At 58.4% G+C, this 25,208-nt stretch carries 17 protein-coding genes; 8 read left to right on the top strand and 9 right to left on the bottom strand.

Features of this window, described 5'->3' with window-relative positions; genetic code table 11:
- Positions 1-12: 12 nt before the first annotated feature.
- Complete coding sequence (locus ETAA8_RS35115; protein ID WP_202921426.1) at positions 13-2,241, top strand: tetratricopeptide repeat protein; 2,229 nt, start codon at positions 13-15, stop codon at positions 2,239-2,241.
- 430 nt (positions 2,242-2,671) lie between these two features.
- Here ETAA8_RS35115 and ETAA8_RS33155 read toward each other — a convergent pair whose 3' ends face one another.
- Complete coding sequence (locus ETAA8_RS33155; protein WP_145099401.1) at positions 2,672-5,425, bottom strand: vWA domain-containing protein; 2,754 nt, start codon at positions 5,423-5,425, stop codon at positions 2,672-2,674.
- A gap of 138 nt (positions 5,426-5,563) precedes the next feature.
- Positions 5,564-6,106, bottom strand: coding sequence for an RNA polymerase sigma factor (locus ETAA8_RS33150; RefSeq protein ID WP_145099398.1), 543 nt, complete (start codon positions 6,104-6,106; stop codon positions 5,564-5,566).
- Positions 6,107-6,341: 235 nt separating this feature from the next.
- On the opposite strand from ETAA8_RS33150, the gene ETAA8_RS33145 reads away from it, so the two are divergent.
- Positions 6,342-7,421, top strand: a complete 1,080-nt coding sequence (locus ETAA8_RS33145) for a threonine aldolase family protein (protein ID WP_145099394.1) — start codon at positions 6,342-6,344, stop codon at positions 7,419-7,421.
- A gap of 92 nt (positions 7,422-7,513) precedes the next feature.
- Here ETAA8_RS33145 and pgk read toward each other — a convergent pair whose 3' ends face one another.
- Positions 7,514-8,920 (bottom strand): phosphoglycerate kinase, encoded by a 1,407-nt coding sequence (gene pgk / locus ETAA8_RS33140; protein ID WP_145099391.1) that lies wholly within the window; start codon positions 8,918-8,920, stop codon positions 7,514-7,516.
- 230 nt (positions 8,921-9,150) lie between these two features.
- Positions 9,151-10,605: a hypothetical protein gene (locus ETAA8_RS33135; RefSeq protein WP_145099388.1), complete on the bottom strand. Its 1,455-nt coding sequence runs from the start codon at positions 10,603-10,605 to the stop codon at positions 9,151-9,153.
- 572 nt (positions 10,606-11,177) lie between these two features.
- Between ETAA8_RS33135 and ETAA8_RS33130 the strand changes: the two genes are divergently transcribed.
- From ETAA8_RS33130 to ETAA8_RS33120, 3 genes are all read left to right on the top strand, one after another.
- Positions 11,178-11,765 (top strand): response regulator, encoded by a 588-nt coding sequence (locus tag ETAA8_RS33130; RefSeq protein ID WP_145099385.1) that lies wholly within the window; start codon positions 11,178-11,180, stop codon positions 11,763-11,765.
- 116 nt (positions 11,766-11,881) lie between these two features.
- A complete protein-coding gene (locus ETAA8_RS33125) occupies positions 11,882-12,604 on the top strand; it encodes a sensor histidine kinase (protein ID WP_145099383.1) in 723 nt (240 codons plus the stop codon).
- Between the two features lie 117 nt (positions 12,605-12,721).
- Positions 12,722-14,362 (top strand): hypothetical protein, encoded by a 1,641-nt coding sequence (locus tag ETAA8_RS33120; protein WP_145099380.1) that lies wholly within the window; start codon positions 12,722-12,724, stop codon positions 14,360-14,362.
- Between the two features lie 4 nt (positions 14,363-14,366).
- On the opposite strand, the gene ETAA8_RS33115 is transcribed toward ETAA8_RS33120, so the two are convergent.
- From ETAA8_RS33115 to ETAA8_RS33105, 3 genes are all read right to left on the bottom strand, one after another.
- Positions 14,367-15,275 (bottom strand): ATP-binding response regulator, encoded by a 909-nt coding sequence (locus ETAA8_RS33115; RefSeq protein ID WP_145099376.1) that lies wholly within the window; start codon positions 15,273-15,275, stop codon positions 14,367-14,369.
- 813 nt (positions 15,276-16,088) lie between these two features.
- Positions 16,089-17,555, bottom strand: a complete 1,467-nt coding sequence (locus ETAA8_RS33110) for a caspase family protein (RefSeq protein WP_145099373.1) — start codon at positions 17,553-17,555, stop codon at positions 16,089-16,091.
- Positions 17,556-17,660: 105 nt separating this feature from the next.
- Positions 17,661-18,065, bottom strand: a complete 405-nt coding sequence (locus ETAA8_RS33105; protein ID WP_145099370.1) for an RrF2 family transcriptional regulator — start codon at positions 18,063-18,065, stop codon at positions 17,661-17,663.
- Between the two features lie 621 nt (positions 18,066-18,686).
- Between ETAA8_RS33105 and ETAA8_RS33100 the strand changes: the two genes are divergently transcribed.
- The gene (locus tag ETAA8_RS33100) at positions 18,687-19,142 is read left to right on the top strand and encodes a ferritin-like domain-containing protein (RefSeq protein WP_145099367.1); all 456 of its coding nucleotides are present in this window, start codon (positions 18,687-18,689) and stop codon (positions 19,140-19,142) included.
- Positions 19,143-19,314: 172 nt separating this feature from the next.
- On the opposite strand, the gene ETAA8_RS35110 is transcribed toward ETAA8_RS33100, so the two are convergent.
- A complete protein-coding gene (locus tag ETAA8_RS35110) occupies positions 19,315-22,800 on the bottom strand; it encodes a PVC-type heme-binding CxxCH protein (protein WP_202921425.1) in 3,486 nt (1,161 codons plus the stop codon).
- A gap of 155 nt (positions 22,801-22,955) precedes the next feature.
- Between ETAA8_RS35110 and ETAA8_RS33090 the strand changes: the two genes are divergently transcribed.
- Together ETAA8_RS33090 and ETAA8_RS33085 are read left to right on the top strand one after the other, a co-directional pair.
- The gene (locus tag ETAA8_RS33090; RefSeq protein WP_145099364.1) at positions 22,956-23,342 is read left to right on the top strand and encodes an amidohydrolase; all 387 of its coding nucleotides are present in this window, start codon (positions 22,956-22,958) and stop codon (positions 23,340-23,342) included.
- Positions 23,343-23,546: 204 nt separating this feature from the next.
- The gene (locus tag ETAA8_RS33085; protein ID WP_145099362.1) at positions 23,547-23,798 is read left to right on the top strand and encodes a hypothetical protein; all 252 of its coding nucleotides are present in this window, start codon (positions 23,547-23,549) and stop codon (positions 23,796-23,798) included.
- Positions 23,799-23,963: 165 nt separating this feature from the next.
- On the opposite strand, the gene ETAA8_RS33080 is transcribed toward ETAA8_RS33085, so the two are convergent.
- Positions 23,964-24,932, bottom strand: coding sequence for an LCCL domain-containing protein (locus ETAA8_RS33080; protein WP_145099359.1), 969 nt, complete (start codon positions 24,930-24,932; stop codon positions 23,964-23,966).
- Positions 24,933-25,208: the final 276 nt, after the last annotated feature.

The raw sequence follows: 25,208 nt of genomic DNA, 5'->3' as shown, positions 1-25,208 counted from the left end.
AGGGGAATGACCATGAACGTGAAACATTGGTATCGCAAGTGCGCGGTGGCCGGCGTAGTTGCGTTGACGGCGCTTCTGCTCCCCATGCAGTCGCAGGCTCAACGGGGCGGTCTCAGCGGCGCGCGCGGCAACATTGGTGGCGGCGGCGGTGGTGCGCGACCGAATTTGGGTGGTGGTGGAGGTGCGCGACCGAACCTGGGAGGTGGAGGTGGTGGACGACCGAATTTGGGAGGAGGTGGCGCTGCTGCCCGCCCCAATCCGGGCAATATCTCACGGCCCAGTTTGTCGAATCCTGGACTCAACGCACGTCCCACTCAACCCATCGCTCGACCCGGTGGCGGCTCGAATCCGTCCCTCAGCGGAATTAGCCGGCCGAATGTGACGGCACCTTCCCGACCCAATGTCGGCGCCAATCGTCCGACCACGGGAGTGAACCGTCCGATCGCACCGGGCAATATTGGGCGCCCAGATCTATCGCGTCCGAGTTTGCAGCCTCCGGCCACGTTGCCTGCAGTGCGTCCAAACCTACCGGGTCAGATAGGTGGCGGCAACCGGCCGACATTGCCTGATCGACCTGGAATAATTGGTGGTGGCGGCAATCGCCCAACGCTGCCCGATCGTCCGGGTATCGGTGGCGGCAATCGACCGACACTTCCAGACCGACCTGGAATCGGTGGTGGCAACCGGCCGACATTGCCCGATCGACCAGGAATTGGCGGCGACCGCCCAATCGTGCCCGATCGTCCGGGTATCGGCGGCGGCAATCGTCCGACACTCCCTGACCGCCCAGGAATCGGTGGTGGTAATCGGCCAACGTTACCCGACCGACCGGGAGTTGGCGGGGGTGATCGCCCGATATTTCCTGACCGTCCAGGACTCGGTGGTGGCGATCGTCCCACGTTCCCCAATCGACCCGGCGGCGACCGGCCTGGCTGGCCAGAACGGCCGGGGGGCGGCGATCGACCGGTTTTTCCGGATCGTCCCGGCATCGGTGATCGACCGATTCGTCCCGATCGCCCCGTCTTCCCCGATCGACCAGTGATCGATCGCCCAATCGTCGACCGGCCGAACTGGCCCAATCGCCCTGATGGTCCGATCATCGGAGGCGGGAATAACAACAACAACAATAATAATAATAACAACATCATCATCAATCGGCCTAACAACCCCAACTGGGGCTGGGGCTGGGGTTGGGGTTGGAATCCAGGTTGGGGCGGTCATTGGAACAATCACCGCTGGTATCACGGCCCCTGGAATAATCACTGGCGAAGCCCTTGGTACCGACCAGCGCCGGCGTTCTTTATTGGCTGGGGACTCGGTTCGTGGAATAGTCGCGTGGTTTATTCCAATCCCTACGTGATCCAGTCAACGACTCCGTCGTTTAACTACTCGCAGCCCGTTGTAATTAACAACATCGTCAGTTCTGACTCCAGCGCGACAGCCACTGCAACCGCGGAGGCCACGGCTCAGAATGAAGCAGCCATGAAGCAGTTCGATGCGGGAATGACAGCCTTTTACGAGGCGCAATTTCCCACGGCGCTCAATAGCTTCAACGCTTCGCTCAAGCTGTTGCCCGGTGATCCGGTGGTTCACGAAATGTTGGCCCTCACGTATTTTGCCCTGGGCAAGTATCCGCAGTCGGCCGAGATTCTCAATTCGTTGCTGGCGTCGGCACCGGGGATGGATTGGACGACGATGAGCAGCGTGTATGGAGATATTGATCTCTACACGACGCAGTTGCGGGCCCTCGAGCAATATGTGGATGCCAATCCGAACAATGCCGCTGCGGCGTTCGTTCTGGCCTATCACTACCTGGTTGTTGGTCACACCGATGCCGCGATTGAAAAGCTGCAAACCGTCGTGAAACTGCAACCCAAGGATGTCACCGCCCAGCGAATGCTCGGCGCACTGCAGCGCGATGCTTCGGCTCGGGCGGAGACGAAAGACGATGGTCAGACGACGGATCTCGTTGGTCGGTGGCTGGCGAAAGCAGACGACGTCAACATCGAGCTCAAGATAACCGACGATTCTCAGTTTACCTGGGTGGCCAAACCGACCGGCAAGCCACCAGTCGAACTGGCCGGTTCGCTGGCGGCGGAAGGGAACATGATTGCCCTGGAAACGGAAGGCCAAGGCACCATGATGGGTCGCGTGAAGTCCGGCGGTGACGATAAGTTCCAGTTCATCGTGCCGGGTGGCCCTCCCGACGATATGGGCTTGACCTTCGTGCGGCAGAACTAGCGTTCGATCGCGCGCTCAACATGCGAGCTGTTTTCCGTTCCTCGGTGTGACGATTGGCAGTGTCCAGCTGGCGAGTGGACACTGCCCGCAGAGAGAATCTGCGAGGCAGGCGCTACTGCGCCTGCCTCTCTATCAATGCGCGCGAAGGAATGCTCCGCAGCATGAGCGGGAAGTCCGAGTTGCGTCGCAAAACCGCAAAAGAGGGGTGTCCAACAATGGGGTCAATTGTTGGACAGTGGATAGCGCAGTTCTCGGGTTTGGCTGCAGGTTGGTGTCCAACTATCGAATGAAAGTTGGACAAGTTGGTTGAAATTGGTGCCCCGCAAATCGTCGCAAGTGGAGATTGGCATGGGGGCCACTGCGCAAGATGAAGGCCACATCGGTGGATGTGGCCTTGTAGGTTCTTCGAGATAGCTGGTCGACGACGGGGTTAGTTGCCGCGGAGCGACTTCGCCCGGCGGACGAGGTCGAGGAACTCGGCGCGATGGCCGCCGGCGTCTTCGCCCGTGACTGCGCCCGCGATTTCAGAGACTGCCGAGAGGTTCGCACTGCCGCGATACTCCGATTGTCGTAGCACCAGACCGAAGGCGACTACGGACGAGGCGAACTGAAACTCGGATGAGGCCGAGTTGAAGGTGCCACCCTTATCGGTCAGCGGATACTCGAGCAGCTTGCTTTCTTTGCCTTCAGGCTGCTTGTAACGCAACTTGAGATTGAGAAGTTCGCCCGTCTTGGCGGCTTCGGTCAGTTCCTTGGCAGGCTTCTCAGCGGCAGGAACTCGCTGATACTTCAGCGGCTCGCCGTCTTGAGCCTTAACCGCAGGACCACCGACCAGGGCCACTTCGTACAGAGCGGTCACGCTATGCCCGGCTCCGATTTCGCCGGCATCTTTCTTGTCGTCGTCGAAGTCTTTGTGGGCGAGAATTCGGTTCTCATAACCAAGCAAGCGATACGCTTGAATGTGGGCCGGGTTGAACTCGATCTGAATCTTCACGTCCTTGGCAATGGTTACCAGGCTGCCGGACATCTCTTCGACCAAGACTTTGCGGGCTTCACGCACGCTATCAAGATAGGCATAAATGCCGTTGCCATTGTCGGCGAGGCGTTCCATCTTGGCATCTTTCAAATTGCCGGTGCCGACGCCGAGGACGGTGAGGAAGACGCCGGTCTCAGCCTTCTTGGTGATGAGGTTCACCAGGGCGGTGTCGTCGGTGATGCCGACGTTCAGGTCGCCGTCGGTGGCGAGGATGACCTTGTTCGTGCCACCCTTGATGAACTGGGCCGCGGCATGTTCGTAGGCCAGTTCGATGCCCGCACTGCCGTGCGTCGAGCCGCCCGATTGCATGCCGTCGATGGCCGCGATGATCGTTTCCTTCTGATCGCCACGGGTTGGCGGCAACCGCATGCCCGCGTTGCCGGCGTAGGTGACGATGGTCACCTTATCGTTCTCGTTCAATTCCCCCACCATCAGTGTGAAGGCCTGCTTGAGGAGTGTGAGCTTGTTGGCGTCGGTCATCGAGCCCGAAGTATCGACGAGCAGCACGAGGTTGCTCGCGGGGCGTTCGGAGCGATGGACTTCCTTTCCTTTCAAACCGACCCGCAGCAGCTTGTGGCCAGGCTGCCAGGGGCAATCGGCCATTTCCATATTCACCGAGAAGGGATCGTCACCCTTGGGCTGCGGATACTTGTAGGGGAAGTAATTCACCAGCTCTTCGAGCCGCACCGCATCGGGCGGCGGAAGTTGGCCGTTATTGAGGAACCGACGGACGTTGGCGTACGAGGCCGTATCGACATCGATCGAGAAGGTCGAAAGAGCATGCTCGACAGTGCGAGGGTCGCGAAATTCGTTCTCGACGATCTTGGCGTATTGCTCGCCAGGTTGAGCCTGGGGAGCGACGTGGCGGAAGTGATTGTCGGAAGTGGCTTCGTCCTTATCGTGCCACTGTTTCGACTGATCGGTGATCTTGGCTAACACTTCTGGCTGAGCCTTGGGAAGCTCGCGCTCGCCTTTCTCGCCCAACTTGCCTTCCATTAAATCGGGCAAGATCGCCGAGCGACGCGGTGTATTTGCCTCGACACCAGGGCTTGTCACTCCGCTAATTGGTTGCGCGGGCTTGCCTTCGTTGCTACCGGGAGCGAGGTCAAACGGTGTGGGAGCCGCACCACTGGTCGGCCGCGGATCACTCGGCGCTGGCCCTCCGACAAGCGGCATTTTCTTGTTCGGTGCGGGACTACTGGTGACTGCCGGATCAGCAGGCTTGCCAGCCCCGGGCGAAGGGAGCAGCCCTTGCGGAGCAGGGCGGCCGTAGTCGTCGCCAGGAGCGCTCGCAACACCGCCCGGTCGCGGTCCACCACCACCGCCACTGCCAAGATCGGGCTGCCGAGTACCAGCGCCCGCCGGTTGACCGCCGGCGTTCCCAGAATAGTCCCGTGGCCCACGGGTTGAGTAGCTTGGCGTGCTCGTCGCTGGTGCTGATTGTCTTCCTTGCAACGTAGGCGCGAGTGCGTATCCTTCACCGCCATCACCGTATTTCCCACCAGTCTGTAAACCGGGGCTGGGGGCTGCGCTGCTGCTCTCAACGTAGGGGTGAGGCTGGGCTCCGGGGTTGCGACCAACAACCCCAGTGCCTGCGGATAGCGGAGTGGTAGGGGCGGGAGCATATGGAGGTGTTAGGCCGATGGAGAAGCTCTTGGAGTCATCGTCAAACGGATCGTTTCCTGCGACCTTCCCTCGGTTCTCATAACCCGGGGCATGTTCCCATCCTTCCACAGGCAATCCGGCGGAAGAAGGATTGGCTTCCGCAAAGCGGTCATAAGACGATGTTGGTGCCGTCGCGCCGGGAGCTTGAGTTCGTTTCACCGCCGATGGTTGGCTATCGACCTGGCTCAGTTGCCAGTCACTGACTCGACCAGTTTGCAGCAGGACGAGCGCGGCCCCGGCAGCAGCGGTCGAGACGAGGGCAATCGCGGCCCGCTGGAAAAACGTTCTGCGCCGGGCAGCAACGGCCGGCGTGAGGACTGCCGGCGCGACTGCGGGTTGATCGAGCCGGGCCAGGAGCGCTGCTCGCAGGTCCGCACTGGCCGGAGGAAGTGATTCGCTGGCAATCGCTTGCCGCAGCGAATTCAGGAACGGATCAGGGGCACCGTTGTTGGCGGCGTCGTCGAGATGGGAAGTTGATTTCATCGTATGACCCTTCAAGAGGGAATGTGTGTTGAGGAAGTTGGCGTTAGCAATCCGCAGTTCGCAAGGCAGCCCTTCACCCCAACCCTCTCTCCGGCCGTATTTTCAAAAACATGGCGAGGAGAGGGAGTAAGGAGGAGGCTATTTCGAGCCCGCTGTCTCCGTTGTCCAGGCAGCGACCTGCGGATTTTCTTTCAATGCTTTGACCGCTCGGTGGACGAGCACGCGGACATTGCCTTCGGTTCGCTCCACGACTTCGGCAATTTCGCGATACGACCAGCCTTGCGACCAAAGTTGCAGGGGTTCGCGATACAAGATGGGCAAGCGGTCGACCAGCGACCGGAGCACGTCGCTCAGTTCCCCGCGTTCGGCCAGTTCCGCCGGGTCTGACGACTCGGCCGCACATCGCTGGAGCGACAGATCATCGCTTTCGTCCATCGCTTGCAGCCTGCCTGCTTGCCGGAGCCAATCGAGAGCCCGGTTGCGGCAGACGCGATACAGCCAGGCTGTTTCTCGTCCTTGCAATTCGTCCGGGTCCTGATCGCAGAGTCGCAAAAAGGCATGCTGCACCACATCTCGGGCGGCGTGTAAATCGCCGACAAAACGCTGTGCATAGCGCACCAATTCGCCCTCGTGCCGCTCCAGAGCCGCCAACACCCATGCTCGCCGCGCGTTTGCTTGCATCGCTGTGTCCCTATGGGCAGTCTTTGTGTCACCGGAAATTGCCGGATGAGGTTTGATAGCTGAAGTCGCCAGAATCCAGGCCCCGCGGACGACTGAATTCTGGCGAGTCCAGCTACTTTGCAACCCCCGCTGATGACCGCCTCCGAAAGATTAACGTCCCAAGTGGCCCGGTGTTACACCGCTGAGTTACATTATGTGGGTTCGTTTGCCCCACCTTCCAACCGGCGGAACCGTTATGAACGTGATCGACCTGCGGAGCGACACCGTCACCAAGCCCACGGCCTCGATGCGGGCAGCCATTGCCGCTTGCGAAGTGGGAGACGACGTGATTGACGTCGATCCCACCTGCGACCGCCTGGAACGACGTACCGCCGAATTGCTGGGCAAAGAAGCTGCCATCTTCATGCCCTCGGGAACTATGACGAACCAGGTAGCCGTCCGGATTCATTGCAAACCGGGCGACGAGTTCATTTGCGAAGCGGGCTGCCACATCTACAACTACGAGCAAGGTGCTTTCGCCCAATTGAGCGGCGTGGTCGCCCGCACTGTCGAAGGCCCCGCTGGCGTGCTGAGCGCCAGCCAACTGAAAGGGCTGATTCGTCCCTTCAATGACCACCTCGTGCGGACCAAGCTTGTCTGCCTCGAGAACACGCACAATCGCGGGGCTGGCAAAGTGCAGCCTTACGACCATGTCGAAGAAATTTGCACCTGGGCTCACGAGAGCGGGCTGCGGACGCACCTGGATGGCGCTCGCTTGTTCAATGCCGTCGCCGCCACCGGAATTTCAGCCGAGCAATGGAGCCGGCACTTCGACACGGTGAGCGTTTGTTTTAGCAAGGGGCTGGGCGCACCTGTCGGCTCTGCGCTCGCTGGCCCCAAAGAGATGATCCAAGAAGCCCGTCGTCATCGCAAGCTGTTTGGCGGCGGTATGCGTCAATGCGGGATCATCGCGGCCGGCGCACTCTATGCTCTCGAACATCACCGCGCGCGACTGGTCGAAGATCATGCCAATGCCCAACTGCTGGCCGAAGCGATTCGCCAGACCGAAGGGATTTCGCTCTCGCCCAAAGATGTCGATACCAACATCATCATCTTCGCCGTCGAGCCCGCCCTCGGCTCTTCTGCTCAGTTCGCTGCGGAACTCAAGCAGCAGGGCGTGCTGTCTCTGCCGATTAGCGGCACGCAGGTGCGCCTCGTCACTCACTTGGATGTGACCGAAGCCCTCTGTCGCCAGGCTGCCAAGATCATCAAGCAGGTGGCCGGCGAACTCGCCAAGGGAAACACTTCGACGCGCGAACTAGAAGCAGCCTACTAAACAAGGCTTTCCTTCATTCAAGAAAACACCGGTGCGGAAGTTACTCTTTCGCACCGGTGTTTGTTGATTTTCCTTTGAGGAACGGGTGCTCCTTAGGCGTCTTGAGCAGCCATGCGCAAAGCCACGAGATAAGGAACTGGCTCGCTACCCAGGGCATTGAGCACTGTGCCACCTGCCGTAAAGCAGTGGGTGACCCAATTCGGCTGGCCGTAGCGTTCGAGAGCGGTACCACCTTCGCCGCCACCGACGTAGACCTTAATGCCCGCATCGGTCAGCCGCTTGAGTTGGCCAATGAAAGCCTTCGTACCAGCTTCGAAACGAGGATCTTCGAACATGCCGAAGACGCCGTTGTGGAAGGCAACTGTCGTCGACTCTTGCCCCTTGTGCTTGGTGAGGAAGTCGCCAATCTTCTGACTAAAGAGAGCGATGGTCTTGGGGCCGATGTCGAATTGTTGATCGCCGGGTTTCAGAGTTTCGACCACACTGGCATCAGCCAGGACGAAGTCGCACGGCAAGACAAACTCAATGCCCTGCTTCTTGCCGGCCAGCAACATGCGGCGGGCTTGTTCGATGCGGTCGGGCGGAATGTAGTAAGGCTTGTCGGCATGAGCGGGGTCTTCGGTCACACCGAGATTGAACTCTTTGCCGGCTACCAGGGCTTCGGCCTTTTTCAGCGCCATCGCCAGCGAACCGGCCGAGATGATCGTCTTGATCTTGCCGCGATTAATCATCGCTTCGAGGTCGTCAAGCTTATCGATCTTGATGCCGCTGAAAACCACGAACTGGGCCTGCATGCACTCCATCATCGGCCCTTCGAACTCGCGGGCGGTGTATTTGCCCAATGCGACGCGGTTCATCGCCAACGGGACGATCGTGCTCGAAGCATCGAGACTGCCGGCCGAGAGGGCTTCGTTGACGTAGACCTGGGCCACTTTCTCGGCCAGCGAATCGGCGAACGTCGCTTGTTTGGCGGCCACTGCGGCGAGCGCATCGGGCTTGGCTTTCCACAGCGCCGTTTCAATGTCGTAACCACGCACATTTTGCAGGACGAAGACGCTGCCGTTCGGAGCGGCACCAATCGTCTGCTGCACGTGGTCCTTCACGGTGTTGGTGCTTTCGTCCAGCCAGTCTTCGATGAGGGGCACTTCGCTGCCGAGCAGTTTGCCGAGGCGCGTGGCCACCTTGGCAAGCGAACCAATCGGCTTGTCCTTCTCTTTGCGGCCGAGGTGACCGAAGATCACCTGCTTAAAGCCCTTCTCTTGGCCAAACTTGATGGTTTCGACCATCGAGCGCAGGCGGATATCGCCCTGGCCCACTTCGGCACCCACTTTGGCATCGACATCGCCACGAATGAGCACCGTTGTGCCTGCCGGCAGGTCCTCGAGCGAATCGAGCTTGGGGATGGATTGCAAGTAGTCGGCGAGGCTCAGTTGTTCTCGTGTGGCAACGCCTTTAAGTAACTGACAAAGGCGGAAAGCACGTTCGGCGGTGACGGCCATGCGGGAGCTCCCGGGTCGAAGTTCTGAGTTGGAAGTTTGCGTTCTGAGGCAGGAGAGGCAACGGACGTGCTGTGGCCCGCTGACTAAAAAGATTAGCAATTGGCGGCGTTTTCCGCGAGGCGGGGCACGTCGTCCGAGGTTCAGGTCTGAAGGCCAAGCGAGAAAACGGCGAAAGGCAGCGAAGCGAACTGCTTCACTGCCTTTTCGGGTTTAACTATTAGCTTTGAACCTTAGACTCGGCTGCGCGAGCTTTGCTTGGCAAAGTGCGGCGCTCGGAGCTGGCCATGCGAACCGAGAGTTGGTTCGGCGTGAGCGGCTGGTGGACTGACATACGCGCTCTTGGGAGCAAGGGTCCCGCTATAGGTTTCGTAGCTGCGACCGTTTCGCTCGTCGGCCTGATAAAAGGCGAGGAGCGAGAAGCTTTCGCTGGCGACGAACTCTTGTGTGGCAGCTGCGACCTGAGTGGCGCTGTAGGTCCGACGCCAGGTGCCGGCATTCACATAGGTCTGATTCAGGACGTAGCCATCGGCATGGCTGGCGTCGAGGGGAATCGCCTCGTGATGATGCGTGTGGCCATAGACGATGTGCCGAGCACGGCGATTGCGCAGGTCCGCTTCGGCCAAGGCGTGAGCGACGTAGGATTCGCTGGCAGCGCCCCGCAGGCTTTCTTGCCAACGCATGGTCCGGTGCATCCACTGGGCCGAGTCCCGCTTGCTGAACTTCAGCGCGCCAGCCAGGCCATCAATGACGTCGGCTGGAGTCCAGCGGCTTCGCTGACGGATGATTTCGAGTTCGAGCAGATCGTCGACCAGGTTATCCCAGAGTCGCTTGATGATGTTGCGAATTGCCAGTTGCGGCACGTGGCGTTCGAGCGTGCATTCGATCCACGGAGCAGCGAGCAGCGTGGGGCGAATTTGATCGATTTCGCGAATTGCGGACATCGCGGCGGGTGTGAGATCGCCGCTGAGTTCCCCTTCAATCCGTTGCAGGAAACGGGCGAGAAGTTCAATGGCCAGGGCATCGCCGATGCTGCTGGCATCGCGATCGTCGGCAAAGCTGAGCGGGTCGAAGATGTCGCCGTGACGAGCCAGCACGCGATGGCGGCGGAGTGCATCGGCCAGTTCTTCGCTTTCGACCGCTTCGTGAGGAAATGGCTTGTTGTGCGGGCTGGCGAGCCCCAAGTGGTGAGCCACTTTGTGGCGGAGCAAGTCGTAGCTTGCACCCGGCAAGTGAAGCGGCCAATCGTGATTGCCCACCATATAGTGAGTGCGAACCGCGACGGGCATTTCGTCGTGATGGGCCAGCGGCTTGCCGTCGCTGCCAGCGAGTGGCACGGTCACCAGGCCTTCGGTAGCCAAGGCCCGCAGTTGACGAATGATCTCGACGTTCTTGCGGAGGATTTCGTTCGTAATGCCGCTGACCATTTCAACGCCAGCGGGCGAGTGCAGATCGCTCCATGGTCGGACATCGCTCGTTAGCCAGCGCTGCGAACGGATGATATCGAGTACATCGCCCAGCAGGACGAGGTCGAGTCGTTGAATCGGCTGATAGCTTCCATCGGCCCGCCAACAGGCCCGATAGGCCAGCTCGCAAATGCGGTCGGTGAAGAGCTCCGCAGCACCGCTATCCAGCAACGCTCCAGCAGTTCCGTCGTTTAAGTGCAGGTCGCTGACGATGACGAGCATGGCAAATCCCTCTAACAACCGACCGGGGGTAATCGACAATCCAGCTTGCCAGACCTATCGGCAGCCGGATGTTCCGAACGTGAGGAATGTTCCGAAAAAACGGACCTTGCGGGCTGGGCGGATGGAGAGGGCATTCGAGGGAGAGGGGGAATGGGCGCTCAGGAGAGGAAGAAAGTGGCCCCAGCGCAGAACACTTTTGCGATACTTGCCCTTAAAGATGGGTAATTCGGCTCCCTTAGAAAATTCGAGCCTGAATCAGAAGACAGGACGTAAGGTTTACTCACGATTGACTTTGTGTCGTTTGAATCAATCTTGACTGGCTAGGGCACCCCGCTATAATGCCCACGTCAGGAAAGTTTGGTAAGGCAGGAAAGGTTCGCCGTTCCTGGGCTTTACAGCAAGCAAGTTAACTGTGTCGGCTACGCTTAGGGCGTAGTCTGTGATAGACGGAGTTTAGTGATCGGCAGCGTCGTGGCTAGTTCTTTTGGGGCATTCCACGATAGTTGAAGCACGGAAGGTTGCTGGCTTCAACAGTCGGTCTAACCATCGTAAGGGAAGGATGGTTCGCAGCCATGTCAATGAAGACGGTGTTTACCACGGGCGAGGCCGCCAAAATCTGTAAGGTGAGCCAACAGACCATTATCCGCTGCTTCGACAACGGAGCCCTCAAGGGCTTCCGCGTGCCGGGGAGTCGATTTCGCCGCATTCCGCGTAATGAGTTGTACAACTTCATGCGGGATAATGGGATTCCGACCGACGCGCTCGAAAGCGGCAAGCGCAAGCTGCTGATTGTCGACGACGACGTCGAACTGAGCGAACTCCTCCGCGACTCGTTTGTTCGCGATGGCCGGTTCGAAGTGAAGGTCGCCAACAACGGCTTCGATGCTGGCATGATGGTCAAGGAATTCGTTCCTGACGTCGTCGTGCTCGACATCATGCTCCCCGATATCAACGGCAAAGAAGTTTGCCAGCGCATTCGGAGCGACAATACCCTCGAATCGGTGAAGGTCATTTGCATCTCCGGCATGATCGAGCAGGACAAGGTGTCCGACTTGCGTGCAGCCGGTGCCGACGATTTCATGCAGAAGCCGTTCACCGTCGAGAAGTTGCTCGACCGCGTGTGCGACATGCTCGAAATGGAACGCGCAGCGAACGCCTAGTGTTGAAGTCCCGGCTTCAGCCGGTTCTGGTTTATGAGGAGGACCGGCTACAGCCGGAACTCCAACGTGTTACTCCCTCGCCCCTACACTCAGGGAGAGGGTTGGGGTGAGGAGCTGTGGCGCAATCCGACTCGGAACTGCTCTATACTCCCCAAGATCTCGAGCGCGAGAAACTCGCGGCGCTCAAGCAGTTTGCTTATGGCCTGAGCCACGAGATCAACAATCCGCTGACCAACATCGCCACCCGCGCGCAGATGCTCCTAGTCGATGAGCATGATCCCGCGCGGCGCAAAGCCTTGGCCACCATCAACGCCCAAGCATTTCGAGCTTTCGAGATGCTGGCCGATTTGATGCTTTTTGCGCATCCGCCGGCCCTCGTGCCGACGACCTTCAGCCTGTGCGAACTCCTGTCTCAGCTCAACGACGAACAGGCTGCCATTGCCGAAGCCCAGCGAACCGATCTTCAGTTCGCCGAACTTCCCAGCGACGTCGACTCAATCACTGCCGACCGAACCCAACTGGCCGCCGCCCTCAGCGCGCTCATCAAAAACGCGCTCGAAGCCTTAAAAACCGGCGGCGAGATTCTGGTCACCGCAGCCAGCTATCAGACCACCGATCAACAGGGGATTGAGCTGGTCGTGGCCGACAATGGCCCCGGCATTACCCCCGAAGTTCGCCGCCATCTCTTCGATCCCTTCTTCTCCGGTCGCGAAGCGGGCCGCGGTCTCGGCTTGGGGCTCTCGAAGGCCTATCGCATTGCCGAAATGCACGGCGGGCAACTCACCGTCGATAGTCAGCCTTCGCATGGGGCTCGTTTTGCGCTGCGATTGCCTCAATAGTCGTTTATAGCCCGCTTTAGCTCGGCTAAATCGCGTCGTCTTGCATCTCGCTTCTTGTCATAATTATCTCTACGATCAAGACAATCGTTGGTAACTCTCCCGGCAAGGAATGAAGGCATGCGTTGGTATTTGCAAGTCACTCTACTGATTGCCGCCCTCTCGACTACTGCCATTGCCGCTGCACAGGAGTTTCCTCTGCAGCCAGTCTCCGTGACTGCTTCCAGGTCGGGACCATCGCGTGTCACTCAGTTCAATGATTCCCTTCGAGAACTAAAAACTGCTTACGAACAATACTTAGCTGAGAAGGGCAAGTTCAGCGACGTTCTCGCCGCTGGCATGCTCATTGACGAAAGTCTTCGCGGCATTTACTTGGATGCCCCTGCGCGCAGCGAGTTTGCCCAGCGGCACTTCGAGTTTGCTAAATCGCTCGAAGAGCTCGTGAACAAGCGGCAGGAGCAAGGCAAGGCTACGGACCACGAAGTTCGCCAGGCCAAGTTTTTGCGACTGACAACCGAAATGAGTGCTGCCACGGGCGTGCCTTCGACGGGTGGGTCTTCATCGCCCACGCCACGCATGCCTACACCACCGACGAACGGCAGCTCGAGTGTCGCCACCAGCCCGGGCACCAAAGGTACCTCCACCAATCCGGGCGCTCCGGGCAAGATTACGGCCAGGCTGCTCGATATACGGACGAACCCGGGATACTTTCATTTCGAGAAATGCTTGTGGAGCGAATCGGGCCGCTATGGCGTAGTGATTGAGACCACGAATCGCGAAATATTCAAGCTGGCCCTGTGGGACTTCGAGGCCGGCAAACTGCTACGGTACTTGTCGGCTTCCGAAGGGGAGGGGACGAAGCCCTATGGCGGCATGGACGAAGCCGATCACGGCGCGGAAACGAACTTTTCTGGCATGCGTATCAGTCGCATTATTTTCTCTCGCGACGAAAAACTGATCGTGGCACTCGTGCAACTGGTCGGACCCACTCAGCCGCCGGGTGCCCATAATGAACAGCAGCTGGTGTGGGACCTGAGTAGCGGTAAACTCACGCGCACGTTGTCGACCGGCAATCACCATCCTCACACTTTCTTCTTTGTAGACAATGTGACGGTGGCCACCAAAACCTTTAACAAACCGGGCGTCTCGTTGGACTTAATTAACGTGAAGACTGGCCAAATCGATCACCTGATGCCGAGTGCCAACTTTGAAATGTACGGCGGCAGTATTCGCAATGGCGTCATTCCCATCTCGTTGCCAGGTGGCTCGATGATTGGCATTCATGTGGCTACCAGAAAGCGGTTCGACTTCAATCCACCCCCGCCGGGAGGCTCCAACTATGCTGCCAGTTCCACCTGGATTACGAAGGACGAAAAGTTCTTGCTCGCCCACAAGCACAACCTGATCGAAGTCTGGGACACCAAAACTGGCAACAAGGTGCGAGACAACATCATTGAAACCGACGACGACAAATCCATACGCGTCTTGTTCCATGCCGAAGATACGCCGTTAATTGCCCGGGAACGAGGTTTTGCCAAGGTGCTCGAGTTTGTCGATGGCGTCACCGGCAAAGTCCATCTCACCATTCCCTGGGTTGATAACTATCGCCAGTTGGTGGGCGTTTCTGCCGATGCAAAACGCATCGGCCTCGCCGCAGATGCTGGCCGGCTGCTGCTTCTCGACTTCGAGAAAGGAATGCCTGCTACGACCCTCGACCTTGCCCCGCTGTTGCAGGAAGCAAGCGGCAAGATTTCACGCTAACAACTCAGTTGGCGGCTACGGCAGATTCCACGGGATTCCGCTTAATCATCGTCACTTCGTTCCCGGCCGAGTTATAGCTGACCTCGTCCATAAACGTCTTCATCAGCAGCAGGCCGCGGCCACTCACGCGATCGAGATTGGCGGGGTCGGTCGGATCGGGCAAGGCACCAGGATCGAAGCCCGGCCCTTCATCGCGGACCACGAATTTGCCGCTGTGTTGTGTCACCGATAAGGTGATGTGCAACCGCCGCTGTTTGTACGGCGCTGACTGTAATCGCTCGTCGACCAGTTGTTGATAAACCTGGCTATCGCCATCGCGCTGTTCGCTGGTCAGTTCCAAGTTGCCGTGAAAGAGCGCATTCCGCAAGGCTTCTTCAAAGGCGATGCAAACCCGAATCACGCTCGAGTCATCACAGAGCCCGACATTGCACAGCAGCGTCTGCACATAGTTAATCAGCGCCGGAATGAACTCGGCATCGTTGCCGAGCGTGAATTGAACTTCGCCTTGCTCCATGCAGCCCATCAACTTCACCTGATAGGCCTGCGAAGTTCGCAGCGCGAACACATCGCGCACGGTCTGCAACAGCAATTGATTGAGGGCCATCTTCGGCACATAACTGGACGCACCGGCATTCAAAGCCTGCAGCGCGGTTTCCTCGGTTCCTTTGCCGGTCATTAAAATGACAGGCACATGCGGAAACTGCTGCACGACGGCCGCCACCAACTCCAGACCATTCATACCCGGCATGATGAGGTCGGTCAGGACGATATCAGGTGCGGCGGTGGCCAACTGCTCGAGGGCAGACGGACCATCCACGGCATAGATCACTTTCCACTCGCCCGAGCGCGCAAGCAGTCCGCCCGCCAGTCTGCGATCAACGGCCGAATCGTCCACCACCAAGACCGTAGGCATCACCCCTCCCTTTCACCAACCACTGCGCCAGCTTACGGAACCGACATCTCAAGGTCCGCTACGATACCACCTGCCATACTACCAAGGCAAATTAAGGTCAGAATAGTCCGCATCAATCCTAGCGCAACGACCCTCTGCGCTTCATTATCCCCCAACTGGGGGCTGCTGCCTTTCAGTTGACCAAAGCAGTTGCAGGTGGAAATTTCCTCATTCGGCAGTTGCCCCGAAGTTCGACTGCGGCGATGAATCCTCCCCTGGCCACGTCGTCGGCCCTAGCAGCAGCACCGCCCATCTTGCCTTCGCCCGCCGTGGAAATTTCCACTATTCACAACGTTCGCGATTCGCATCCGCGACGGTTCACGATCGCTCAACAGCTTTCCTAACAGGTGTTTGCGCCCTCCTCACACGCCGTAACTCCCGTTTCGGTAGCGGAAAGTTCCAAAATCGATTTCCTCAATTTCCGGATTGAATTCGCCCCTACGTAACCACCAGCTTCGCTTCCACGGTGAGTACCGCCGTCGATAGCTAAGAACAATCGTACGCCGTTAACAAACGGTAACTTGCGACGCCAACATTCGTTATTCCTTGTGACTAACTTCATAAATTATATGCGTTTACTACCGATGTCTTCGACAACATTCCGCCATCATTAGACGCTGGGGCCGTGACTAGTTTGGTCCGCGGATCGCAAGCTCTCGAAAGTCTTCTTCGCCGGCGCGCGGGCCGTTTTACGTCTTCAGGCGAGCATGGAGAAGGTCCAAAAGGATTTAGCGCTAACTGCACAGCGAGCGAAACGCAGCCCCTCGATGAGGGCTAGTCGCGGCGGAAACCCACTGCGCGCACGTCGTAGGTATCGACGAGCATCGCTTGGATTTTGAAGAAGGCGTCGAGCAGCAGGCGGGGTGATTCGGCCCGCGGATGGACGATGGCAAAGTTCGTCGGCGAGATGGCGATCTGGCCGGGAATCCCTTTGATCGTGAGTTTGCACCAGGTTGCTGCCGAGTCGTAGTCCAGTTTCACGCGCTGGTCGCCGGTCTCTTCGAGTTGGTCGATGAAATCGGCCAGGTTGATAGGTACAGGTGGTGAGAACTCGACGGCGCTGAACTTCTTGGGAAAGACCAACTCGAACGCGGGCGAAAGGATCTGCTCGGGCTCTTTGATTTCCGCTACCTGCCGCCGCCAGATGACTTCCGCGGGATTCGCCGGATTGAGCGACACCGTCACGCTGTAGCAAAAGTAAGGGGTGAGAATGCTCCCCGTTCCATCGCCTGGAATGGTCGCTTCCAGATCGCGCCGCTTGAACGAAAACTCTTGTCGCAACTTATCGCGAATCTCGCCAATGTCCTGCTCGATCTCGCTGGCGGCCAGTTGAGTCACCAGGGCTCGCGCGTAACTATTCACCGCATCCGGTACGGCCTGAGTTTTCTTAAAGCCAGCGAGACTTCGAATTCCTTCGATGTTCTCGCGCCAGAGCGTCACGCGGTGGACGTCGCTCAGGTGCGCGGTGGCAGAGTCCTTGCGTTTGGCAAGTATCTCGCCGAGATCGGCCAGCACAAAATTGCCACTGACCGGACCATAACTGACCGGCGTTTGCTGTTTCTGATCGCTATAGGCCCGCTGCAACGTCCGCGGTACCGCCTCGACGAGATAAGTTTGCAGCGAAGTCGAAGTCAGTAGGTTCGCGCTATTGAGTGCGCTTTTGTCCTGGCCCGCGAAGGCTGTCACCACGTTCGCGCCCCACGCGCTGTGCTTCACCTGCGCTGCGGGCCAACTGGTTTCGCCCGCCTGGCACGCAACGAAGCAAGCCCGCCCTTCCTCGGCGGCACAAAAGGCCTCGAACTCGTCGTAAACAAGCGGATCGTCGCCAAGTGAACTCCCTTTCGCGCCGCGGCAACTGTCGATCAGCAGTGCCACATGCCGGCAATCGGATTCGCTCAACTGCTTGAGCACGGTTCGCCAGGCAATGCTCGTAGCCGCCAGGTCTGTTGCTTGCGTGTCGTGACAAGTCAAATAACCGCGCCCCGCTTCGGCAAAGCCATGCCCCGCGTAATACAGCAGCAGTTCATCTTCAACTGCCAGCGAGCGAAATGTCCGCCGCAACTTCGACTCGATGGTGGTCTTCGTCGCCTGCGCATCGACGAGCAGTAGTTGATCGGCTTCTTCGAATCCGAGCGCGCGAATAACCAGACCAAAGGCGGTGGTATCGGTGGCTGCGAAAGCTCGCCGGGCAATGTTCGAATCAGCGTACTCTTCGACGCCGATGATCACTGCGAGCTTCATGGAATGCAGAAATTAGAAATAAGAACGCAGAAGTAGGATAAAGACAAACAAGCTGACTCCCGACTCCTGATTCCCAAATTGCCGAACCGCCGTGCCGAGTAGAGACTACATCGCTGGCGGGGTGAGCAACTGCGAGAGCTTGATCGCTTCGAGCTGGGTGCGCGTGTTGCTGGTCACTTGCAGGAAGGCTTCGCGCAGTTGATTCTGAGCGTCGTCGGTCAGGCCATCGCCCAGTTCGAGCGACTGATCGTAGGGGCCTTCGATGGCTTCGATCACTTCGAGCAGTGAAATCTGGTCGGCTGGCCGCACCAGCGCGTAGCCACCATCCACACCGCGGGTCGAACGGAGGATGCCGTGCGTCACGAGGTTGCGGAGGATTTGCAGCAGAAAACGCTCAGGCATCTTGCCTGTCGACGCCAAGTGACTACACGGCACGGGGCCTTCCGATTGCAACTGGGCCAGTTGCAACGTGGCTCTCACCGCGTAGGCGACGGTTCGTGATAGTTTCATGGGCAGTCCATCTTGGCTGCGGCGGCGTTGTTAGCAGCGGCTGCAATGTGTCTGGAACCAGCGAGCTGGCAGGGCTCAACATCGGTCTTATAGGGAAGCAAACCGCACGATCTGCACCCCTCCCATGTTCAAAACTGTGAACATTTCGTCAAGAAGCGAAGCCAAGTTTACCGGGCGCAGGGACGTTGTCAACCAAATCACTTGGTATTAGTGACTTTGCGATTGCCGCAGTTTCTCACCAAATGCCTCCTCAGGTGACAACTCCTGCCATCAACGGGCGCATTGGAAATGGCCTGCCCGACCCGCTGACGACTTCTTCAGACTTCAAAAACCATCCTCCTGACACTCGGTATCGCTGCCGGCAGGCCGTTTTTTTGAGATGAAATCTCGTTAGCGAAGAAACCTAAAACATTCTGGCAAAAAGAGTTACCGCGACACTGGACAGGCCGCCGATGGTCGATAAGATTCACCAGCAGACGAGGCCTTTCAGCCAGCTAATCGATTTTTCGCTCGCCAGCCATTTCCTCGTCTTTTGCTGATCTGTCATGGGTCGTTTGAAATGGTTGCAGCACTGGCCAAACTTCTGGCCGAGATTTCACCAAATAATGAGGGGTACTCAACATGGATAATTCCGCCATCATCGACAAACTGAACGACTGCCTGCGTCACGAGTGGACCGGCGTCGCCCAATATGCTCAGGCCGGCTTTGTGGTCTCTGGCCTGTGGCGAGACGTTTACGCCGACATGTTTTACGACAGCGCCAAAGAGTCGTTTGGACATGCCAAAAAGGTCGGCGAGAAGATCGTTGCCCTCGGTGGCGTTCCCACTGTCGAACGGAACCCCATCAAGCAGAGTGACGACCTGATGGAAATTCTCGGCCATGCCCTCGAGTTCGAATCGAAGGCCGTCAAGATGTACAACGAAGCCCTGGTTGTCGCCGAAGGGGACCGCGCCCTGGTTGTCTTCCTCGAAGACATCCTCAAGGAAGAACAAGACGGTGTCGACGAACTGACCCGCATTCTCCGCAATCCCCAAGGCTCAGCTGCCGGCAGCAAGAAGTCGACAAAGGCCGGGTAGTTGCTAACTGCGTTATCGATGTAGCGTGGGCGTTAGCCCACGTCACTCATCCACGAAAAAATACGTGGGCTAAAGCCCACGCTACAACGATCAAGGGAGCCAATCAGCTCCCTTGTTTCATTTCTTGGCTACCTGATTTACGGAATCGTCTTTTTTCTCGCCTCGCGCCACCTCACTTCTCTTGCGGCTTCTTTTGTTCGAGCAAGTAAGTCGCCAGATCAGCAAAGTCGGCCGGCGAGACGGTTTCGCCGACATTGGCGGGCATCAGGGAAAGCTGGGTTTGCTTCCGCTCTTCGATGTCGTTCTTGGGAATGGTGAATTCTTTGCCCAGCGCATCGACCAGCACGAGTAGCGCTCCTTCTTCGCGGCGGACTAGCCCGCTGACGACGCGGCCGTCCGCGAGTTGCAAGGTGGTGGTGCGGAAGGCGACATCGACATTGCGATTCGGATCGAGAACGTCTTCCAGAATGCGATCGCGGCCGCGGAGGCCGATGCCATCGAGTTGCGGGCCGACGAGCGCACCTTTGCCGGCAATTTGGTGGCAGTTGGCGCAGTTCTTGGTGAAGAGTTCCGCACCGCGCGTGCCGCTGGCCAAGTTCTTATCGAGCGCGATTTTTCGTTCGGCGATCAGTTTGTCGCGAGCTTCAGCATCGGTCGGCAGCCCGGCGGTCAGTTCCGCGATGCGGTCTTTCCACGGCTGGCCCCCCATGGCATTCAGCCGAGTCGCGATGGCGGGAATCATCAGGAGCCGCGGCGATGCCTGACCCGCTTTCACCAGGCTGAACAAGACTTCCGCGCCGGGCTTATCACTGGTGAGCGTATCGGCGATGAGGGTTTGCAGGCGCAGGGGGCTGGCTTTCAACGAAAGCTTGAGTGCTTCGGCCACGCGAGCCTCGTCGCCCGATGACAGATCGTTCAGGAGTTTGGCGCGATCGACACCGGCGAGTTCACTGCTGCCCAGCGCGGTCGCTACCGCGCGGTTCGCGGCCTGCGATTCGAGCGCGACAAAGGCGAGCCCTGCTGCCGCGCGAACGGCCGCGTCGGTGTTGTCGCCGGCGAGCAACTCACCCAAGCGAGGGCGAAGATCGGCCAGCTTGAACTTGGTGGCCAATTCGCAGCCTGCGGTTTGCTGAGCCACTTGTTGCACAGGATTCAGGGCGCTCACCGAGAAGCGGCCAACAGCCAGCCAGGCATAGCCGGTGCGAGTATCGCCATCGATGAGTTCCAAGTAACCGCGCTGGCCAGCGAATTTCTGCAGGTCCCATTCAATCCGCTGGGCGACGTCGTTGCGCGGAGGAACACTTTCCGCCAGGATCTCTTTGGTCTCCGCATGACGCAGCACGATCTTGTTCTTGTCGGTGGCGGGCTGATTCGACACACCGTTGTGACCAGCTGCCCAAAAGCTGAACTTCACGGGAAGCTCGAACGGCTTGCTGCGATAGATGCCGGTGAGCGTTTCACCGCGCGGCAAACTGCTGAAGAATTTTGATTCCTTATCGCCGTCCTTGCTCGCCCGCTCTTGCATGACCCAAGGCTGCTGCGATGGTGGCAGTCCCTCGACAGAAACTGCTTCCCACGGCAGCGATTCGGTCTTCGCTGCCGCCAGTAGTTGCTGACATAACTCCTGCGCCCACGTTTGCAATTGTTCGCCAGGCTGTTCATTGCGCGTCGCCAGTCCAGCTTGAATGCCGAGCACCATCCGCGCTTGCAGGGGCAGATCGTCAGCGAATTGCTTCTTTGCCAGCGGAACCATTCGCGCGACGACATCGCCCGATGCATTCTTGGCCGCATGCTGAATGTAGATCGCCAGTTGATCGCCGCTGACTTTGCCCGCTTCGATCTGACGGAGCAAGATCGTCGCTGCAGCTGGCGAATTGACGGCGAGGCAGATGGACGCGAGTTCCGCTGACTCTGCAGGAGTCAACTCCAACGCATCGAGTCGTTGCAGTGATTGCGTCGCTGATAGTTGATTCCGCAGGGCGATTCGAATGGTGTACGAGAGGTGAGTGTCATCCTTCGCAACCGTTCCCAGCGACTCCAGCAGAATTTTGATTGCATCGGGGTTCGGGTGGGCGCCAATCGCCTCGGCATCGGCGCGGCGAACGAAGGGTGGCGTTTCAGTGAAACTCAAAGTAATCGCTTCGGGAAGAAATTCCGCCTCAGGGCGATTCGCGACAATCTTCGCGTGATGAATCTGACTCAGCTCCGTTGTCGACCGCGACCGCATAAGAGCTTCGTCCGAGTCGTTGCTACGAAATCGCTCCAACATCCAAAGCGTATGTACGAACGCAGACGACTGCGGTTTCGCGGCTTTCAGAAACGCGACGACTTCCTCCTTGCATTTCTCTCCTACCACATCACTGAGATAGTGCTGCACCGTTAAGCGCCGCTGCAGGTTGGGATTTTCTAGCTCAACGAGCAGTTCTTTCGTCGATAGTCCTTTTAAATCGCGCGGCATCTTCGCCGGTTTGGTTTTCGGATCGTTCCCCGTGTAAGCGATTCGCCAGATGCGTCCGCTGGTCCGATCGCGGCCGGGGTGAGGGAGGGGCACTTCGTAGTGGCCGATGATGCGGTTGTAGAAGTCGAGGACGTACATCGCGCCGTCGGGGCCGATGTGGATATCGACTGGGCGGAACCACGGGTCGCTCGTGCTGAGAAAATCGGGCTGTTCTTTCGCGCGGATGGTGCTGCCGTGATACTCGGCGGCGTTGCAGTTGATGCGGCTAGTCATCACATTGCCGCTGAAGAAGAGCCCGCGATACTTTTCGGGAAAGTTCTCGCCGGTGTAGGTCGTCAGCCCGCAGATGGCCGTGCTGCCGTGCAAGTGATCCATCATTGGGGGCACAAAGCCGAGGCCATCGTGGGGCCTGCCAAAGCTGGGGTAGTAGCCGCCACGGAGCAATTGGTAAATCGGTTTGCTGTGGCAATCGGCGGTAAAAATGTTAAACCGCTCGTCCATGCACATGCCGAAAGGATTCACCTGGCCATAGGTAAAATGCTCGATCCGCGAGCCATCGAGTTTGAACCGGAATGTGTTCCCCGAGTTCATCGTCACTTCGTTGCCGTCGGCTCCTTTCACCTTGCTTTGGTTGTTGAAGCCGTGGCAGGCATACAGCCAGCCATCGAAGCCGCGGCGAAAGGCATTGCACATGCCGTGGGTATCGCGCGAGGTATCGAACGGGCCGTAGAGCTTGGTGCGCTTATCGCACAGGCCGTCGCCGTCGGTATCTTCGAAGTGAATGATGTCTGGAATGCTGAAGGCGATGCAGCCTCCCTTCCAGGGATAGATGCCGATGGGAATATTCAGCCCATCGGCGAAGATCGTCATCTTCTCGAAACGGCCATCGCCATCGGTATCTTCCAAAACGCGGATGCTGTCCTTGCCGGGCCGATCGTTGGGCGCGGCGTAGGGATATTCGACCGAGCAGGTGAGCCAGATGCGGCCCCGTTCGTCGAACTGCATGTTGAGCGGCTTTTGAATATCCGGCTCGGCCGCCACGAGGTTAATCGCGAACCCTTCGGGCAGCTTGAAGGCCTTTTGCTCGTCCGCGGGCGAGAGCCACGGCGTGGTGCGCACCCCTTCGGCAAAGGGATCCGCAGCGAGCAGGGGCGAAACAACGCACAACCACAGGAGAGCAGGCAGGCACCACCGTTGCATCGTCAAATTCTCCGCTGTCTTCACAAAGTAGCCCGACGCGTTAGCGAGGGAGCTAAGGAGTCGGGCGTTCAGTTGAGCTAGAGCATCAAACGGGGAAGTCCCCTCGCTGACGCGTCGGGCTACTGGGGAGGAAGATCACCAACTAAACTAACCTTATGACACCCGCCCATCTTATGCAGGCTATCGACACGCAACTAGCGCATGTGTGGATGGTGCGCGCTTTTCTCAAACACAGCGAAGAAGCGGCCGACGACGACGAGCTGGCCGAAGTCCACCGCGAGTTGTACGACTACATGCTCGCGCTCGGGGGTCCGCTCAAGGAAAACAATGCGGACGATTACCTGCGCCTGGCTCGGAAGAAGCTGGCCCGCTTGAAACGGGCCCGCGAATCGTTCGCCCGAATTCAGCCCGAGATCTCGCAGCACACGAATTTTCAAATGGCATTGCTGTCACTGACTGCAGCCGTCGCCGAGGTTGTGCGTTTGCTCGACGCGGGTGCTCAAACCAGTGAAGCTGCGGAACGCAATAGCAGCGAGCCCTGAAATTGCGAGAAATTTGCACAGAAAATAGTGTGACGAGTTTGCACTGAAGATGCGCCGCAGCGGTCGGCTGATCTTGCAACAGCTCACGCGGTCACTAAAATTAGAGATGTGGGCTGACGCAATCGACGAGGTGTCGGCCGTGTTGTTTTACTTTATTGCCTGTACAGCGCGCTCGCATCGCGTGTCGCTGGCGGGGAGGCTCCCTTGCTTACCGAAGATCAAGTTCAACGCAGCTTTCGCAATCTGTTCAAGACCAAGGATTTTCCTCCAGAGAACTTTGACAAGGCCGAGAACCTGCTCGATGAACTGCGTGCCGAGAGCCCGCTCCGCCATCGGCTGAGCGTCGAGCTCGACGAACTCCGCAAGATCAGCGACCCGAGCTTGATTCCCGCCAAGGCGACCAAAGCGAAGGCAAAGGCCAAACCCAAGGCCAAGCTGGCTGCCAAGGTCAGCTAAGCTTCGCTCACCTGTAGTACGCGGTTCTTCAACCGATAGTTGGCAGGGCAAAACAAATTGTTTTTGCCCTGAGCACGCAGATTACAACTTCTTCAGTCAAGTCCGTGCACGCTTTGCGTCTGCAGCGGCTGGCTGGCGGTTATGGCAAGCCTTTCGCGGTCATGCCTACGGTCCATTCACATCGGCAGCCAATTTTGCCTTCCGCAATGTAAAGCCAGCCGGATAGGAACTCCATTGACTGCTGGTGATGCCGTGGCGCGTTGAACTGACAAAGCCCGCGGGCGAACCAATGATCGTGGCAACTAGCACGCCAGTCTCGCCCGGCTTGAGCAAACCCATGTGGACCGCGGCAGTCGCAATCGTGGAATCGGTCGTATAGACATCGGTGCCGTAGCAGCTGCCGTGCTGTGCGCCAGTCACGCGAAAGGCAAACGACTTACCAATTTCGGCTTCGTGCCCGCGCATATTGCCGGGATCGGCCAGGATATTTTTCGGATCGATTTCGTCGAGCGGCGGGCCAGCCGCTTGCGACTTCAGTTCACGAATATCGGCCAGTTTCACCTGCAGCGGACCGAACTGCGACGAACTGATCTTAAAGCTCGATGCCAGCAGCTTGCCGGCAATCTTCGACTCGGCCGTATGCACGATGTCGTTTAAGCGCACGTTGAGCTGTTCTTCCGGCACTGCCGCGCGCAGCTTCTCGAGCAGGTGTTCGATCCGCTGGCGCATTTCCAAATCGTTCTGTTGCCGAGCAGCTCGTGCTAACGGGGCGAAACTCTTTTCTTTGCGTTCGAGTAAGTTGGCCATTGCCTTCTCGCGCACGCGATACTCGTCGCTGCCGAGATCGCTGATGTCTTTATCGATGGCCAAGGTCAACTCAACGGAAGTGCGCTGGGCGAACTCAATTCGCTGAATGTCGGCAATCGGAAACACCAGCTTACCGTGCGGAGTCTGCAGTTCGATCTGTTCTTCAGCGAGCAGCGCTTTCAAATGACTGCCGTCGGTGAAAGCCAGGCTGACACTTCGGGGATCGCTGACAGCCCGCGTGTCGCTGGAGCTTCGGTCCTGGGCATTCGCCCCCATGACGACCGCGAGCATCGCCAGACTCAGCACCAGCCAGGTTGATTTCGTCATCGTTTCATCTCCGCAGTGAGTGTTGCTGCCCGCAGCTAACCATCTTTTCACCCTGCTGGTGCCTTGAGCAAGCACCGCGGTGGATATTCGTTACAAGCGGGTTACGTTTCACAGCCCGAATCGTGACGCAACTTGTGTCAGTCGTAAAAGTTTCGCCTCACACGGGTAAAGACGGTGCAATACCAGGCAGGGAGCGCGAAATAGTAACCTTTCTGACGAATATTCGGCAACTTGCACCGAATCTGGTGGGTAGATTTGCCTGACGAAACCGTGTGC

Origin of the sequence: Anatilimnocola aggregata (assembly GCF_007747655.1) — a bacterium.
GTDB classification, from domain to species: Bacteria; Planctomycetota; Planctomycetia; order Pirellulales; family Pirellulaceae; genus Anatilimnocola; species Anatilimnocola aggregata.
This window is presented reverse-complemented; position numbering and strand designations above follow the sequence as displayed.

Excerpts from the sequence above, each read along its gene's own strand:
- ETAA8_RS33110 (WP_145099373.1), bottom strand. The coding sequence starts at position 17,555 with ATGAAGCTCGCAGTGATCATCGGCGTCGAAGAGTACGCTGATTCGAAC.
- ETAA8_RS33090 (WP_145099364.1), top strand. The coding sequence starts at position 22,956 with ATGACACCCGCCCATCTTATGCAGGCTATCGACACGCAACTAGCGCAT.
- ETAA8_RS33105 (WP_145099370.1), bottom strand. The coding sequence starts at position 18,065 with ATGAAACTATCACGAACCGTCGCCTACGCGGTGAGAGCCACGTTGCAA.
- ETAA8_RS33100 (WP_145099367.1), top strand. The coding sequence starts at position 18,687 with ATGGATAATTCCGCCATCATCGACAAACTGAACGACTGCCTGCGTCAC.
- ETAA8_RS33135 (WP_145099388.1), bottom strand. The coding sequence starts at position 10,605 with ATGCTCGTCATCGTCAGCGACCTGCACTTAAACGACGGAACTGCTGGA.
- pgk (WP_145099391.1), bottom strand. The coding sequence starts at position 8,920 with ATGGCCGTCACCGCCGAACGTGCTTTCCGCCTTTGTCAGTTACTTAAA.
- ETAA8_RS33080 (WP_145099359.1), bottom strand. The coding sequence starts at position 24,932 with ATGACGAAATCAACCTGGCTGGTGCTGAGTCTGGCGATGCTCGCGGTC.
- ETAA8_RS35110 (WP_202921425.1), bottom strand. The coding sequence starts at position 22,800 with ATGCAACGGTGGTGCCTGCCTGCTCTCCTGTGGTTGTGCGTTGTTTCG.
- ETAA8_RS33145 (WP_145099394.1), top strand. The coding sequence starts at position 6,342 with ATGAACGTGATCGACCTGCGGAGCGACACCGTCACCAAGCCCACGGCC.
- ETAA8_RS33150 (WP_145099398.1), bottom strand. The coding sequence starts at position 6,106 with ATGCAAGCAAACGCGCGGCGAGCATGGGTGTTGGCGGCTCTGGAGCGG.
- ETAA8_RS33120 (WP_145099380.1), top strand. The coding sequence starts at position 12,722 with ATGCGTTGGTATTTGCAAGTCACTCTACTGATTGCCGCCCTCTCGACT.
- ETAA8_RS33155 (WP_145099401.1), bottom strand. The coding sequence starts at position 5,425 with ATGAAATCAACTTCCCATCTCGACGACGCCGCCAACAACGGTGCCCCT.
- ETAA8_RS33115 (WP_145099376.1), bottom strand. The coding sequence starts at position 15,275 with ATGCCTACGGTCTTGGTGGTGGACGATTCGGCCGTTGATCGCAGACTG.
- ETAA8_RS33130 (WP_145099385.1), top strand. The coding sequence starts at position 11,178 with ATGTCAATGAAGACGGTGTTTACCACGGGCGAGGCCGCCAAAATCTGT.
- ETAA8_RS35115 (WP_202921426.1), top strand. The coding sequence starts at position 13 with ATGAACGTGAAACATTGGTATCGCAAGTGCGCGGTGGCCGGCGTAGTT.